This is a genomic window from Psychrobacter okhotskensis (assembly GCF_013248965.1).
GTDB lineage: Bacteria > Pseudomonadota > Gammaproteobacteria > Pseudomonadales > Moraxellaceae > Psychrobacter > Psychrobacter okhotskensis.
In genome coordinates this window covers 40,445-54,089 of the sequence record NZ_JABRVQ010000018.1, presented here as the reverse complement: position 1 = coordinate 54,089, position 13,645 = coordinate 40,445, and the positions used below count along the sequence as shown (strand labels likewise).

Genomic DNA, 13,645 nt, shown 5'->3' with positions numbered 1-13,645 from the left:
ATGGATAGGACTAATATTGATTAATAGGTCGATATTAATAAAAGCTACCGCTGGTCGGTGGCTTTTTTTATATTAAATTATTTTACGGTCGGTTTTATTACCGTTATGATGTAAAACGCTTTTAGGGAAGTTGCACTTTTCATTGTCTAAATATTCAAGCCATTTCTGTAACACGTCTTTAATTTACAATGAATGGGTAAATGGTTTGCAATATTTGGTCAAATCCCTACAATTATAAATCACTATTACTAATAGTCCGTTTAAATCAGGAAGAATGCGTCTTATGACTACCCCTGCTGCTACCACCGATTTGTCGGCGCTACCGACCTTGTCTACAGAGCTCAGCGAGCTAACTGAAGCTCAGCTCACTGAGCTGGCCAGTGCTGCTGAAGCGTTGATCCTACAAGTAACTGATGTACGTGCGCTGCAAGATTTGCGCGTACAATTGACAGGCAAAAAGAGCCCGCTAACTGGCTGGTCAAAGCAGATGGGTAAACTCAGTAGCGATGACAAAAAAACCTATGGCGGCTGGTTACATCAAGTCCGTAGCCGTATTCAAGATGCATTGACGGCGCAGCAGCAGCAGCTAGAAGTGGCTGCACTAAATGCTAAGCTTGCAAGCGAAAGCATTGATATCACTTTGCCTGCTCGCGGTGGCCAAAAAGGTCACTTGCATCCAGTAACGATGATTACTCAGCGTATGCAGCAGTACTTTATACAAGCAGGTTTTAATGTCGCAACTGGCCCTGAAGTTGAAAGCGATTATTATAACTTTGAGGCGCTTAATATCCCTTCGCATCACCCAGCACGGGCGATGCACGATACCTTCTACTTCGATGCGCACTATCTATTGCGTACGCATACCAGTCCCGTGCAAATTCGTACCATGGAAAAGAATGAACCTCCGATTCGTATCATCTGTCCAGGTCGCGTTTATCGTAATGATTCGGACCAAACCCATTCGCCGATGTTTCATCAGTTAGAAGGTTTAATGGTTACTGAATCGAGCACTTTTGCTGAGCTAAAAGGCTTGATTAGTGAGTTCTTAGAAGCGTTCTTTGCTAAAGAATTGACTGTTCGTTTTCGTCCGTCATTTTTCCCATTCACTGAGCCTTCTGCTGAAGTCGATATCCTCGATGATAATGGTAAATGGCTTGAGGTCATGGGCTGCGGTATGGTACATCCACAAGTGCTAACCAACTGCGGTATTGATAGCGATAAATACACCGGCTTTGCTTTTGGTATGGGTATTGAGCGCTTTGCGATGCTGTACTACGGCATTGACGATTTGCGCCTGTTTTTCCAAAACGACGTACGCTTCTTAAAACAGTTTGGCTAGAGCGCTCCTTGTTCATATAAAAAGTGCTCCTTGTTAATACAACAAGTTGATTCGCCAACCTTTAATCCAAAATCTTTATTATAAAATTCTGATCCGAGATATTTATGAAAATTAGCGAACAGTGGCTACGTCAGTGGGTAAATCCAAACAATAGCAGTGAGCAATTGGCTGAACAACTTACCATGGCAGGGCTTGAGATTGACGATCGCTTTGCGGTTGCCCGTGCCTTTAGTGGTGTGGTCGTCGGTGAAGTCATCAGCGTCGAGCAACATCCAGATGCTGATAAACTGCGCGTTACGCAGGTGAATATTGGTGCCGCTGAGCTGTTACAAATCGTTTGCGGTGCGCCTAATGTCTACGTCGGTATGAAAGCACCTGTTGCGACCGTTGGGGCAGTGCTCCCAAGCGATGACAAGAAAGGCTTTAAAATTAAAAATGGCAACCTGCGTGGTGTCGACTCTAACGGTATGCTCTGCGGTGCTTCTGAAATTGATTTGGTGGACGATATCGATGGCCTGCTTGAGCTACCAGCTGATGCACCAGTCGGTATGGATATCCGTGAATACTTAGGCTTAGACAATCAAATCTTAGATATCTCTATCACCCCAAACCGTGGCGACTGCTTCAGCGTACGCGGTATTGCGCGCGAGATATCGGTTATCAACGATTTACCGATGCAGCAGCCTAAAATTCCTGCCAACGTGGCAGTTACTGATAACGTTTCTACTACTACGCCAGCTGTCACAGTTAGTGCAGTTGAAGCGTGCCCGCGCTATTTACTACAATCAATCAGTAATATTGATCGTAGCATCGACACCCCAAGATGGATGCAAGATGCGCTAATACAGTCAGGATTACGCTCGCATAACTTCTTGGTTGACGTGACCAACTATGTATTGATGGAATTGGGTCAGCCGCTACACGCGTTTGATGCTGATACCATTGAAGGCGATATCGTGGTACGTTTGGCACAGCCTAGCGAGACCCTCACTTTATTAAATGAGCAAACCATTATCTTAACCGGCGATGAATTGGTCATTGCCGATGATAAAGGTGCATTGGCACTTGCTGGTATCATGGGCGGTCAACGTAGTAGTGTCACTGACAGTACCACCAATATTATTGTAGAAAGCGCTTTCTTTAGTCAGCTTGCTATTGCCGCTCGTGCACGCCGTTTTGGTCTGCATACCGATGCCTCACAACGCTTTGAGCGTGGTGTCGATTTTGAATTGCCAGAGCTTGCTTTGGCACGCGCTGTTGATTTGATTACCAGTGTCACTGGTGGTCAAGCTGGGCAAATAGTAAAAGTGGAAAGCAGAGAGCACTTGCCAGCACGTACGCCGATTACTTTGCCAATCACTAAAGTCCGTGAGGTCATCGGTATTGAGATTGAGCCAGCCGTGATGGTGCGTATTTTGACTCAATTAGGCTTTGAGGTAGATCAGCAAGCCGATAGGCTGATTTGCACGCCGCCATCGTATCGCTTTGATATGAGTATTAAGGAAGACTTAATCGAAGAGATTGCCCGTATTTACGGTTATGACAATATTCCGAGTGTGTTGCCGCATTTGCAAGTCAGCATGGATTATGACGATACTGCGGACTTAACGCATGAAATGAAGCTGGCCTTGGTCAATAATGGCTATATGGAAGCCATTAGCTTTAGTTTTAGTGATGCAAAAATAGAAGCCTTGCTCGATGATAAAGCGCTTGGAGAAGTGTTGGCACTGGCCAATCCTATCTCTAGCGACTTGGCGGTGATGCGCCGTACTTTGCTATCAAGCTTATTGCCTTGTGTACAATATAACCTTAATCGGCAACAGCCGCGCGTGCGTTTCTTTGAAACGGGTCTTAGCTTTGTCGGTCAAAGTATTGGCGAATTGGTACAAACGCCAAGTATTGCATTGGTCGCAGTGGGTGACATTTGGGACGAGCAAGCGTATCAAAACCGTGCGTTAGACTTTTATGACCTCAAACACGACATCGAACAATTGCTACCAGCGCAAATCGATAGCGCCCGCATCCGCTATGAGCGTAGTGCGCTTGCCTTCTTGCATCCGGGTCAAAGCGCAAAACTCTATATCGATAATGAGTATGTCGGCTGGTTGGGTCAATTGCATCCTAACACCGCTAAGCAGTTAGATTTGCCAGCTACGTGGGTGGCTCAATTATCACTTGCGCCGCTACTAACACTTGCTCGTGAACAAGATGCGATTACCACGCCAAGTAAATTTCCACAAGTACGTCGTGATATTGCCATTTTAGTAGATAGCGATATTAGCTTGCAGACCTTAGAGTCGACGATACGCACGGCAGCAGGTGAGCTATTGACTGACCTATGGTTGTTTGACGTCTATCAAGGCGACAATGTACCAACTGGGCAGCGTTCATTGGCTTTTGCTTTGGTATGGCAGGATAGGTTACAGACCTTGTCTGATGAAGCAGTCAAAACCGCGACTGACAAAGTGGTACGAGCTTTAACTGAGCAACATGCTGCAAAGTTGCGTGACAGCTAGCATTTAGCATTAATAGTAGAGCATGCTCTGTAGCCTTTATAATTGTGAGGCTATAGGGCATTGCTATTTATAGCGTTTTTTATCTTATCGATAGATTTTATTTGTAAAAAAAGTTAAGTGGTTATTAATAAAGGATTTTAATGCAGACTTTATTAAAAAGACGGTAAAAAACCTTTATAATGACTAGGGTCTGTTGAACACTCAAATATTAGGACTGCTGATCGCTAAAGTCGCATCAAACTAGGCGTAAACCGACGATAATGTCGAGACCTTAGCTAGGTTTACAACAACGTTTGGGGTGATTTTAGCATCAGCCTTTCAGGGCAGGGCTATTTTTTGCCAATATCTGGCGAAATTGTCTAACCTAGAATAACTAGGCGTCCAAAATTTCACTGCGCATTGTCTAAAAAATAGCTGCTGCCAGTGTCATATTTGAATATTCAACAGACCCTAAGATTAACCTGATACCGCTAATCCATGATATTCGACATCACGACATAGCATAGGAGTCGTACTGTGAGCACCTTAACCAAATCTGACATGATTGAGCATTTGATGAGTCATCTGAACCTGACACGCCAAGAAGGCCGCTGTTTGGTAGAGAATTTTTTTGATGAATTGTCAGAGAGTTTGATTGATGGCAACGAGGTCAAGCTTTCAGGCTTTGGCAACTTCGAGCTTAAAGATAAAAGCAGCCGTCCAGGACGTAACCCTAAGACAGGGGAGCCCGTGGCAGTATCAGCACGTCGTGTGGTCACCTTTAAAACAGGGCAAAAATTTCGTCAACAGGTTGATGAGCGCCTATTTGATGAGTAGTAAATAGCAGCTACTGAGTCCTACCTAACGCTTGCCATTGCGAGATCTTATAATATCGCGATGTTGTTAAAACTGAGATGAGTGCTCTATAGTTGTAAATATACTAAATAGCAGACATAAAAAAAGAGAGCATAGGCTCTCTTTTTTTACTACAGTATGTTTACCGTCGAGACGATAAAATTACTGAGCTGGCTCTTCAACAACAACTTCGTCAGATGCTGCAACAGCAGTATCAGTTTCGCTAGCTACGTCTACGCTAGTAGTAGTACCGTCTACAGGAACTTCAGCGTCCATTTCGTCAGTAGCAGTTGCAGCTTGTGCATCAGCGATGTCAGCTTCAGCGCCGGCAACAGCAGCTTCAGCATCAGCAGTAACTTCGCCTTCAGCAGCAGCTTCGTTTAGCTCTTCAGAAGCATCTTGCACTTCTTCTTGCGCGTCAGATAAATCTTCAGCAGCGTTTTCTTTGTTGCTATCACAGGCAGTAAGGCCCATAGTTGCAGTCATGATACCAGCTAGAGCAAGTAATTTAAGTTTCATATGGTTTTCTCCGGAAAAATGAAATGAGCAGTAGCAGCGACAAAGGTTGAATGTCCGAGATGTCTCAGAATTCAACTAGTCTTAGTCACAGCTACTCAGCTTCCACGCATTCTATATGTTTTCTTTTCAAATGAAAAGACCTTGTACAATTGAGTAACAATAAAATTGTAAAAAGTATTTTACATAGCTCATCTAATATAATTTTTAATACAACAACTTCAATGAATCTACGTATAATTAACCAAAACCAAGCTGTTTTTAGATCCAATAAACGTCCATTATTGTTTAATATTTTCTTTTAAATATATACGCTTAGACGGATTACCTTAAATAGTACAGGCATAAAATTAATGTCTTATTAAGGCTAGGTAAATATTGTTAAGGATAGGTAAGTATTGCAAAAAGAAATGATACAAATAGGACCAAGCTTTAGATAACTAACAAGCATGGTTGTAGCAAAAGCGATTCAAAAATTATATAACATGAATAACTATCCATACGAATAGCAGGATGTATCGTATGTTTCTGGAGTAAGATTATGAAATGGCAAGGCAGACGAGGCAGCTCCAACGTACGTACGAGTAGCGGCGGTGGCAAGATGATCGGTGGTGGTATTGGCGGTATTATTATCGCGGGTATTTTGTGGTTAGTGTTTGGGGTCAACCCCATGACAGCCTTACAGACGGGTCAAGTAGTGGCTGGTGGTAGTAATACCTCGACTGAGCCGGCGACCAGTGATGACCGAGATACACAGTTTGTGAAAGTCGTGCTCGCTGATACAGAAGAAGTGTGGCATCAAATATTTAATGAGGGCGGTAGTACTTATCAGGAACCGTCGTTAATTCTTTTTAATGGACAAGTCAGTTCAGCCTGTGGCAGTGCTACGGCAGCGACAGGACCTTTTTATTGTCCAGGTGACCAGACGGTTTATTTAGATACGTCTTTTTTCGTAGAGATGCGTCAAAATCTAGGCATCGCAGGTGATCAGCAAGACTCTGGTGGTCAAGATAATGAAGGTAAGGCAGGTGACTTTGCCCAAGCCTATGTGATTTCACATGAAGTCGGCCACCATGTACAGACACTATTGGGTATTACTCAGCAGGTCAGTGAAGCCAGTCGTCAAGTTACGCGTGCAGAAGCCAATAAGCTCTCCGTATTACAAGAACTACAAGCTGATTGCTTCGCAGGGGTATGGGCGCAGCGTAACCAAGCGCGTGTCCAGTTCTTAGAAGCAGGCGATATAGATGAAGCCATCAATGCTGCCAGCCAAATCGGTGATGATCGTCTGGCACGTGCTAGCGGTGGAGCGGTAGTTCCTGATAACTTTACTCATGGTACCAGTCAACAGCGCGTTCAATGGTTCACTCGTGGTCTAGAGAGTGGCAGTGTGCAGACCTGTGATACCTTTAGTGGCGCATTGTGAGATAGTAGCGCGTTGTAAGAATATTCTTAAAGTCATCAATGATCTATTAGACACAAAAAAGCCTGCAATGATTTGCAGGCTTTTTATTCTTACCGCTATCGCTTGATAGCTTCGATATTTATAACCAATTATTTGGTTTGGTCATAGATGTAACCACCAGCACCACCAAGTGCTGCACCAGCTAGTGCGCCACGTGCGATATCTTTGCTATCGCCTTTGCTTCTGATAAGGGCACCAGCAGCAGCGCCAGCAGTCGCACCTTTTACAGTGTTGCTTGCATTGCCGTATGGACCTGAGTTACAACCAGTCATAATTAGTGCTGAGCTAGTAATAGCTGTCATTGCAAATGTTTTAGCAAATTTCATAATGTCACCTGTTAAGTTTTTAAATTAAAAATACAATATACACGATATTTTTGAATACGTTTTACTACTTTTCATAGTAGTCGTTTAATACCTTTCTAGTCGTGGTAAAAACGCTAATCTTTGCAAATAGAGTGTAAAAGATGTTGCCTCACTGTATCGATGGTAGTGCTTTTGCTGAGGGTTATTGTATTTGATTCGATAATACGCTAACTGTTTTCATCTTTATTATTTATGTGAGTCAGAAAAAAGACCGCTTATAAGTAAGCGGTCTTTTTATATAATAGCAACGATAAGACGATTAGTTTTGAGATTTACGCTTCATTTGCTCAAAGAATTCGTCATTAGTCTTAGCTTCTTTTAGACGATCTAGCAAGAACTCAGTAGCTTGGACGCCATCCATCGGCTGCAGCAGTTTGCGTAAAATCCAAACCTTACGCAATTTATCTTCATCCAGCAGGCGCTCTTCGCGGCGTGTGCCCGATTTTTTGATATTAATCGCAGGGAAGACACGCTTTTCGGCCAAGTCGCGCTCAAGGGTAATCTCTTGGTTACCGGTTCCTTTGAATTCTTCAAAGATAACGCTGTCCATTTTACTACCGGTATCGATAAGTGCACTGGCAATAATGGTCAAGCTGCCGCCTTCTTCAACGTTACGCGCTGCACCGAAGAAACGCTTCGGACGCTCAAGGGCGTTGGCGTCTAGACCACCGGTCAATACTTTGCCTGATGACGGGATAACGGTGTTATAGGCGCGAGCAAGACGGGTGATGGAGTCAAGTAAAATCACCACGTCTTGCTTGTGTTCAACCAAACGTTTGGCCTTTTCGATGACCATTTCAGCGACTTGTACGTGACGCTGTGGCGGCTCATCAAAGGTAGAGGCGACCACTTCACCGCGTACCGTACGTACCATCTCGGTGACTTCTTCTGGACGCTCATCAATTAATAATACGATTAGATAGCATTCAGGATTATTACGAGTAATTGATTGCGCGATGGTCTGTAGCAACATCGTTTTACCCGCTTTTGGCGGTGCGACGATGATAGAGCGCTGACCTTTACCAATCGGAGCGATTAGATCGATGATACGGCCAGTCAAATCTTCAGTGGTTCCGTTACCAAGCTCAAGTTTTAAATGCTCAGTTGGGAATAGGGGCGTCAGGTTTTCAAAGATAAGCTTATGACGTGAGCGATCTGGCGTATCAAAGTTGATTTCGCCAACTTTTAATAATGCAAAATAACGCTCAGAATCTTTTGGTGGACGAATCGTACCAGCGATACTGTCACCAGTTTTTAGACTGAAACGGCGAATTTGGCTAGGGCTAACATAAATATCATCAGGACCGGCTAAATATGAGCCTTCTGATGAGCGCAAAAATCCAAAACCATCAGGAAGAACCTCAAGTACGCCGTCACCATAAATGGCTTCACCGTTACGCGCATGGGTTTTTAGAATAGCAAAGATAATGTCCTGTTTACGGCTACGCGCCATATTATCAAGACCCATTTCTTTGGCGATAGCCAATAGCTCAGCGATTGATTTTTTCTTTAATTCAGTAAGATTCATAGATAGGTCATTAGCAATTGATCAGATGAGAGATGCCATTAGCAGCACAAATCACGACAGTGATTAAAATAACGGTAATATGATGATATGGGTGTGTGCACAGCGCTGTAGTTTATGTAGTTTTGGTTTTATATGTCTGCTTATGTACGCATTGTCATCATTGGATGCAAGGTAATAAGAAATAAGGATAAAAAAGGCTACATAAGAGTCTGCGTCAAAAACTCAATATCAGTAATTGCGTTTAGTCATTTTGTTCAGCAATGGTGTTTATAATGACGATTGTGTTTTTGTTGATAAACACGAGGAGAATAGCGACAAGATACTTAGGAAAACAGTTGGTTTTCTCTTGTCAGCAGACTATACGGTCTTCACAATAGCGTTGTCAATAAATTTTGCCAAAAAAGTCACATTATCGAGTTTTTTGCACAAAAAACAAGCAAAAAAGCCACTATCTTAGTCAGATAATGGCTTTCTCAGTTATTCTATTTTACCCGCTCAAGATAGTCTGAAGCGAGAAAATTTAACTTATAAATGCTTGTCTAGTACTTTAGCCAATTCAGCTTTTGGCTGTAGGCCCATTACTGAATCAACTTTTTCGCCATCTTTGAATACAAATAGCGTTGGGATGTTACGAATACCAAAACGGCTAGCCGCTTGTGGGTTGTTGTCTACGTCTACTTTGACGATTTTAACTTTACCTTGGTACTCAGTCGCTAGATCTTCTAAAATAGGGGCGATGGCTTTACAAGGACCACACCATGGAGCCCAGAAGTCTACTAGTACAGGTACGTCTGATTGTAGAACGTCTTGATCAAAGTCTGTGTCGGTAGTATGTACAATAAGGTCTGACATAATTTTATCTCTCTTGTTTTATTACTTCTATCACCACTCATCGACCTATATATCGGTTTAATAATAAATCAGTTGGTGGTCAAAGAATTGTTTAGAAGGGGTGAAAATGTGCCATTATATTAACATGTTTGGCAACGATTGGCAGACGCCAGCTGGTTAAATTGCTTAACAATTACTATTAGCACAATAAATCGAAACATAACTAAACAGGTTATGTTCTATCTGTCACTTGCATCCTCTGTTGTCATTTTAGTTTTGCACTCACACCTGACCTTGGCTTTGTGCGCTAAGATTGTTTTTATGCTCAGTTTCAGTTTCAACGTTAGCTAAAAGACTTAGTGTCAGTATTCAGTTTGTATACTTCAGTGTAGATAATTCAATTCAGATGCTATTGTCAGCTTGGCTTTTTGATACACGCTAGTCCCCAACTTTAAATCCAATAATATAATTTAAGTCCAATAATATAAGTAGCTTTTTTTATGCCTTTTACTGACGACAAAATCCTGACCCTTAACGCCCAAGAAAAGGACTATCCGCTTGAATTTTTTCAAGAATTTGCGCAAGCCGTTACCGTCTATGAAGATGATGACATCTGGGTGGTCGATAAGCCAGCAGGACTATTGAGTGTCGATGGTAAAACCCTAAAGGTGAGTCTGCTCGCGCGGCTTGAGCGTGCCAATCCGGCGGTTAAATTGATTCATCGATTGGATATGGATACCTCAGGGCTGCTCATTTTTGCAAAAAATGCCGAGGCACAAACCAATATCAGTAAGCAATTTATTGAACGGTTACCACAAAAGAAGTATCAAGCACGGGTTTTTGGCGCGTGGGAAAGCGTGGGGGCAACGGGTAAAATCTCAGTGCCAGTACGCTATGAGCCAAGCACCAAACCGCGCCATATCGTCGACCACGACTGGTCAAAGCACGCGCTCACCTTGTATGAAGTGCTAGCACATGAGGATTGCAATGGTCAGCCGGTCACGCGCGTGATGCTAAAGCCGGTCACTGGTCGTAGCCATCAGTTACGTGTCCATATGGTACACGTCGGTCACGTCATGATTGGCGATCCTATTTATGCTGAAGGGGAGGCCCTAACGATTGCACCGCGACTCAATCTGCATGCGCAGCAATTGCGCCTCAAACATCCTACGCTTGGCGCGTGGATGGATTGGGAAAGCCCCAGCCCTTTTTAAAAGCTCTGTTATTAGGATCTATTGAGCATTCAAATGCTAGGACTGCTGATCGCAAAAATCACACTAAACTAGGCGTAAACCGATGATAATGTCGAGACCTTAGCTAGGTTTACAACAACGTTTGGAGTGATTTTAGCATCAGCCCCAAGTACAGAAGCAGGGGCAGGACTATTTTTTGCCAATACATGGCGAAATTGTCTAACCTAGAATGACTAGGCATCAAAAATTTCACTGCGTATTGTCTAAAAAATAGCCACTGCCAGTGCCACATTTGAATGTTCAACAGACCCTAAATTAATAATGTAAAAGTCATCATGCAAATTAAAACCCGTCATGTAAAAACAAGGAACGTATTATGCTTGATATGACTGCAACCAAACAAGCCATTAGCCAGCGCTTTAAACGCAAAAAATCACCAGCAACGCCGCCAGTAGATTGTGATGTTCTCATCATTGGTGCAGGGATTGCTGGCATCGGCATGGCCTGCCATTTACAACAACGCAAGCCAAAGAAGCAACCACGTATGGACCCAAAAACGCCGCCATTTATCGTGTTAGAAAAACGCTCAGATTTAGGCGGCACGTGGGATTTATTCACTTATCCTGGTATTCGCTCAGATTCTGACGCTTTGACCTTTGGCTATAGCTTTAGACCGTGGTTGGATCATCGCATGCTGGCAGCGGGTGAGGATATTAAGCGCTATATCGCTGATACGGCATGCGAATTTGGCGTGTCGGAACATATTCGCTATCAGCATGAAGTCCTGCAATTGTCGTGGTCAAGTCGCGATCAACGGTGGTCAGCCATGATTAAAAATCATGCGAGCGGCGAGGTGTCTACCTTGAGCGCTAATTTCGTCGTCGGTGCCACGGGCTATTACGACTACGCACAAGGCTATCAACCTTATTTTGAAAACGAAGAAGACTTCCAAGGTCGTATCGTTCATCCGCAGCTTTGGCAGAATGTCGATTATGATGATAAAAAAGTGGTCATTATCGGTAGCGGCGCCACAGCAATGACCTTGTTGCCTGCAATGGTCAATAAAGACGACGGTCAATGCGTGCGCCATGTCACGATGCTGCAACGGTCGCCGACTTATGTGGCAAGCGTACCCGGTGATGATTATGCGCTTGATTGGCTCTCTGCTAAATTTTCGCCTTTATCAAAACAGCAAGCTTATACGCTGCTGCGGACGCGTAACGTCTTAAGACAGCAAGGCGTTTATCAGGTTGCCACCCACGCACCGAAAGTGTTAAAAGCGCTATTGACCCATGGCGTAAAAAAAGAGTTAAAGGGTAGTGGTGTGAAGATTGATCATTTTGTACCGGCTTACAATCCGTGGGATGAGCGACTATGTGCGGTGCCAGATGGCGATTTATTTAATGCCTTGCATAGCAAACGAGCCGCGGTAGTCACTGATCAAATCAGCCACTTCACCAAAACGGGTATCATGCTTGAGTCAGGCAAACATCTCGATGCTGACATTATTGTCACCGCAACCGGATTGAAGTTGCAAATGCTCGGCGGTGCAGCCTTATATATCGATGGTCAGCCTGTCGATGTGGGCGCACGCATGACGTATAAAGCAGTCTTAGTTGAGGGTGTGCCGAATATGGCCGTGTTGTTCGGTTATATTAACGCCTCGTGGACGCTAAAGATCGACTTGGGCTGTCAGTATGTCGTACGGCTACTTGAGCATATGCAGAGCCATCGCTATCAGGTCGCTGTGCCAAAAGCTGAGACCAAGCACGAAAAAGTGCAGGTTCAGCCTGATACGGTGATGGGTGCACTATCGGCGGGCTATGTGCAGCGGGCGCAAGATGAGCTGCCCAAGCAAGGTGATCGTTATCCTTGGCACGTGACCAACAACTATGTCAGCGACTGCATCATGCTCAAGTACCGTAAAATAAAAGACGACTGGTTACGTTTTAGCCGTTAAGTGCGTTAGCGCCCATTCTTAACGGCAGTTCTTTGTTCACGATCTTTTATTGGTTGCCATTTAGTGCTTATTGATAAAATCAGCAACTTGTTTACTTAGCATTTCCCATAGGGTCTCTTGCGCGCTTTTGCTGCCCCAAGCGTTATGCGGGCTAAAGATGACGCGCGGATGATCACTGATGCTGAGTAGCGGATCCTCGTCAGTGATAGGCTCTTGCTCAAACACGTCGCTGGCATAACCGATGATTTGCTCGTTATTAATGGCATCAGTCAGCGCTTGGCTATCGACAACGCCGCCACGAGCAACGTTGACGATAAGTGGTTGCTTAGCCATTTTTGCCAGAGTATCTGCATTAATAAGGTGCTGGGTTTGCTCGTTTAATGGACAATGTAAGCTCAGCACATCAGACTGCGCCAGTACCTCTTCAAACGCCGTATAATCCTCATTACGCGGCGTACGGTCTTGATGTTCTGCCCACAATACGCTCATACCAAAGGCACGGGCAATCTCGGTGACGCGCTTACCGATGGTACCAACGCCAATAATCCCTAGTGTTTTGTCTTCCAAATCTATCAACGGGATATCCAGTAGGCAGAAGTTACCGTTATTTTGCCAGGTACCATCGACCACTTTTTGATGATAGTGAATGCTGGCGCGCATAGCAGTCAGCATGAGCATAAAGGTATGTTCAGGAACGCTTTTGACTGCGTAACCCGCGACATTGTACAGTGCGACATTATGCTTATTACAAGCCTCTTGATCGACGTTATTCATCCCCGTGGCAGTCAATTGGATAAGCTTCAGGTTGGGGAGTTTACTTATTACTTCTGCATCAATTTGGACTTTATTGGTGATGATAATATCAGCGTCTTTGCAGCGCGCCAAAATAACGTCATTGTCTTTTGGCGTATCATCATAAGTCACATAATCACTGATGCCTGTCGGTGCTGGCAAGTCGACGCCATCAGAAAACGTACCTTTATCTAAAAAAACGGCTTGCATGGTTATTCCTTATTTATTATTGTCGTATAGATGGTCATCGGCTTAATGTATGGTCAGTGAAAAGTAATATCGAAACATCACGCACCGCTGATATCC

Annotated in this window: 11 protein-coding genes; 6 read left to right on the top strand and 5 right to left on the bottom strand. The window is 44.0% G+C overall.

Going from position 1 to position 13,645, the window contains the following annotated elements; all coding sequences use genetic code 11:
- Positions 1-283: 283 nt before the first annotated feature.
- From pheS to HQR03_RS09680, 3 genes are all read left to right on the top strand, one after another.
- Positions 284-1,339 carry a phenylalanine--tRNA ligase subunit alpha gene (gene pheS, locus HQR03_RS09690; RefSeq protein ID WP_037026232.1) on the top strand — a complete coding sequence of 352 codons (1,056 nt, stop codon included), beginning with the start codon at positions 284-286 and terminating at the stop codon, positions 1,337-1,339.
- Positions 1,340-1,443: 104 nt separating this feature from the next.
- Entirely contained in the window at positions 1,444-3,855 is a 2,412-nt protein-coding gene (gene pheT, locus HQR03_RS09685; protein WP_101210939.1) for a phenylalanine--tRNA ligase subunit beta, read from the top strand.
- 516 nt (positions 3,856-4,371) lie between these two features.
- Positions 4,372-4,671, top strand: a complete 300-nt coding sequence (locus tag HQR03_RS09680) for an integration host factor subunit alpha (protein ID WP_010197859.1) — start codon at positions 4,372-4,374, stop codon at positions 4,669-4,671.
- Positions 4,672-4,851: 180 nt separating this feature from the next.
- Here the strand turns inward: HQR03_RS09680 and HQR03_RS09675 are convergent, their stop codons facing one another.
- Positions 4,852-5,208, bottom strand: a complete 357-nt coding sequence (locus tag HQR03_RS09675) for a hypothetical protein (RefSeq protein WP_025651523.1) — start codon at positions 5,206-5,208, stop codon at positions 4,852-4,854.
- 538 nt (positions 5,209-5,746) lie between these two features.
- Here HQR03_RS09675 and ypfJ point away from each other — a divergent pair.
- Positions 5,747-6,631 carry a KPN_02809 family neutral zinc metallopeptidase gene (gene ypfJ, locus HQR03_RS09670; RefSeq protein ID WP_173240031.1) on the top strand — a complete coding sequence of 295 codons (885 nt, stop codon included), beginning with the start codon at positions 5,747-5,749 and terminating at the stop codon, positions 6,629-6,631.
- Positions 6,632-6,759: 128 nt separating this feature from the next.
- On the opposite strand, the gene HQR03_RS09665 is transcribed toward ypfJ, so the two are convergent.
- The 3 genes from HQR03_RS09665 to trxA all read right to left on the bottom strand — a co-directional run bounded on the left by HQR03_RS09665 (position 6,760) and on the right by trxA (position 9,415).
- Positions 6,760-6,996, bottom strand: coding sequence for a glycine zipper 2TM domain-containing protein (locus HQR03_RS09665; RefSeq protein WP_025651525.1), 237 nt, complete (start codon positions 6,994-6,996; stop codon positions 6,760-6,762).
- Positions 6,997-7,294: 298 nt separating this feature from the next.
- A complete protein-coding gene (gene rho / locus HQR03_RS09660; protein WP_055125334.1) occupies positions 7,295-8,563 on the bottom strand; it encodes a transcription termination factor Rho in 1,269 nt (422 codons plus the stop codon).
- A gap of 525 nt (positions 8,564-9,088) precedes the next feature.
- Entirely contained in the window at positions 9,089-9,415 is a 327-nt protein-coding gene (gene trxA / locus HQR03_RS09655; RefSeq protein WP_057761928.1) for a thioredoxin, read from the bottom strand.
- Positions 9,416-9,894: 479 nt separating this feature from the next.
- Between trxA and HQR03_RS09650 the strand changes: the two genes are divergently transcribed.
- Together HQR03_RS09650 and HQR03_RS09645 are read left to right on the top strand one after the other, a co-directional pair.
- Complete coding sequence (locus HQR03_RS09650) at positions 9,895-10,608, top strand: RluA family pseudouridine synthase (protein ID WP_173240030.1); 714 nt, start codon at positions 9,895-9,897, stop codon at positions 10,606-10,608.
- A gap of 355 nt (positions 10,609-10,963) precedes the next feature.
- On the top strand, positions 10,964-12,547 hold the full coding sequence (locus HQR03_RS09645; RefSeq protein WP_173240029.1) for a flavin-containing monooxygenase: 1,584 nt from the start codon (positions 10,964-10,966) through the stop codon (positions 12,545-12,547).
- A 60-nt stretch (positions 12,548-12,607) separates the two neighbouring features.
- On the opposite strand, the gene HQR03_RS09640 is transcribed toward HQR03_RS09645, so the two are convergent.
- A complete protein-coding gene (locus HQR03_RS09640; RefSeq protein WP_173240028.1) occupies positions 12,608-13,549 on the bottom strand; it encodes a D-2-hydroxyacid dehydrogenase in 942 nt (313 codons plus the stop codon).
- Positions 13,550-13,645 lie beyond the last annotated feature (96 nt).

What these genes read in the sequence shown, in the direction of transcription:
- HQR03_RS09665 (WP_025651525.1), bottom strand. Translation starts at nt 6,996, where the DNA reads ATGAAATTTGCTAAAACATTTGCAATGACAGCTATTACTAGCTCAGCA.
- rho (WP_055125334.1), bottom strand. Translation starts at nt 8,563, where the DNA reads ATGAATCTTACTGAATTAAAGAAAAAATCAATCGCTGAGCTATTGGCT.
- pheS (WP_037026232.1), top strand. Translation starts at nt 284, where the DNA reads ATGACTACCCCTGCTGCTACCACCGATTTGTCGGCGCTACCGACCTTG.
- HQR03_RS09645 (WP_173240029.1), top strand. Translation starts at nt 10,964, where the DNA reads ATGCTTGATATGACTGCAACCAAACAAGCCATTAGCCAGCGCTTTAAA.
- ypfJ (WP_173240031.1), top strand. Translation starts at nt 5,747, where the DNA reads ATGAAATGGCAAGGCAGACGAGGCAGCTCCAACGTACGTACGAGTAGC.
- pheT (WP_101210939.1), top strand. Translation starts at nt 1,444, where the DNA reads ATGAAAATTAGCGAACAGTGGCTACGTCAGTGGGTAAATCCAAACAAT.
- HQR03_RS09650 (WP_173240030.1), top strand. Translation starts at nt 9,895, where the DNA reads ATGCCTTTTACTGACGACAAAATCCTGACCCTTAACGCCCAAGAAAAG.
- trxA (WP_057761928.1), bottom strand. Translation starts at nt 9,415, where the DNA reads ATGTCAGACCTTATTGTACATACTACCGACACAGACTTTGATCAAGAC.
- HQR03_RS09675 (WP_025651523.1), bottom strand. Translation starts at nt 5,208, where the DNA reads ATGAAACTTAAATTACTTGCTCTAGCTGGTATCATGACTGCAACTATG.
- HQR03_RS09640 (WP_173240028.1), bottom strand. Translation starts at nt 13,549, where the DNA reads ATGCAAGCCGTTTTTTTAGATAAAGGTACGTTTTCTGATGGCGTCGAC.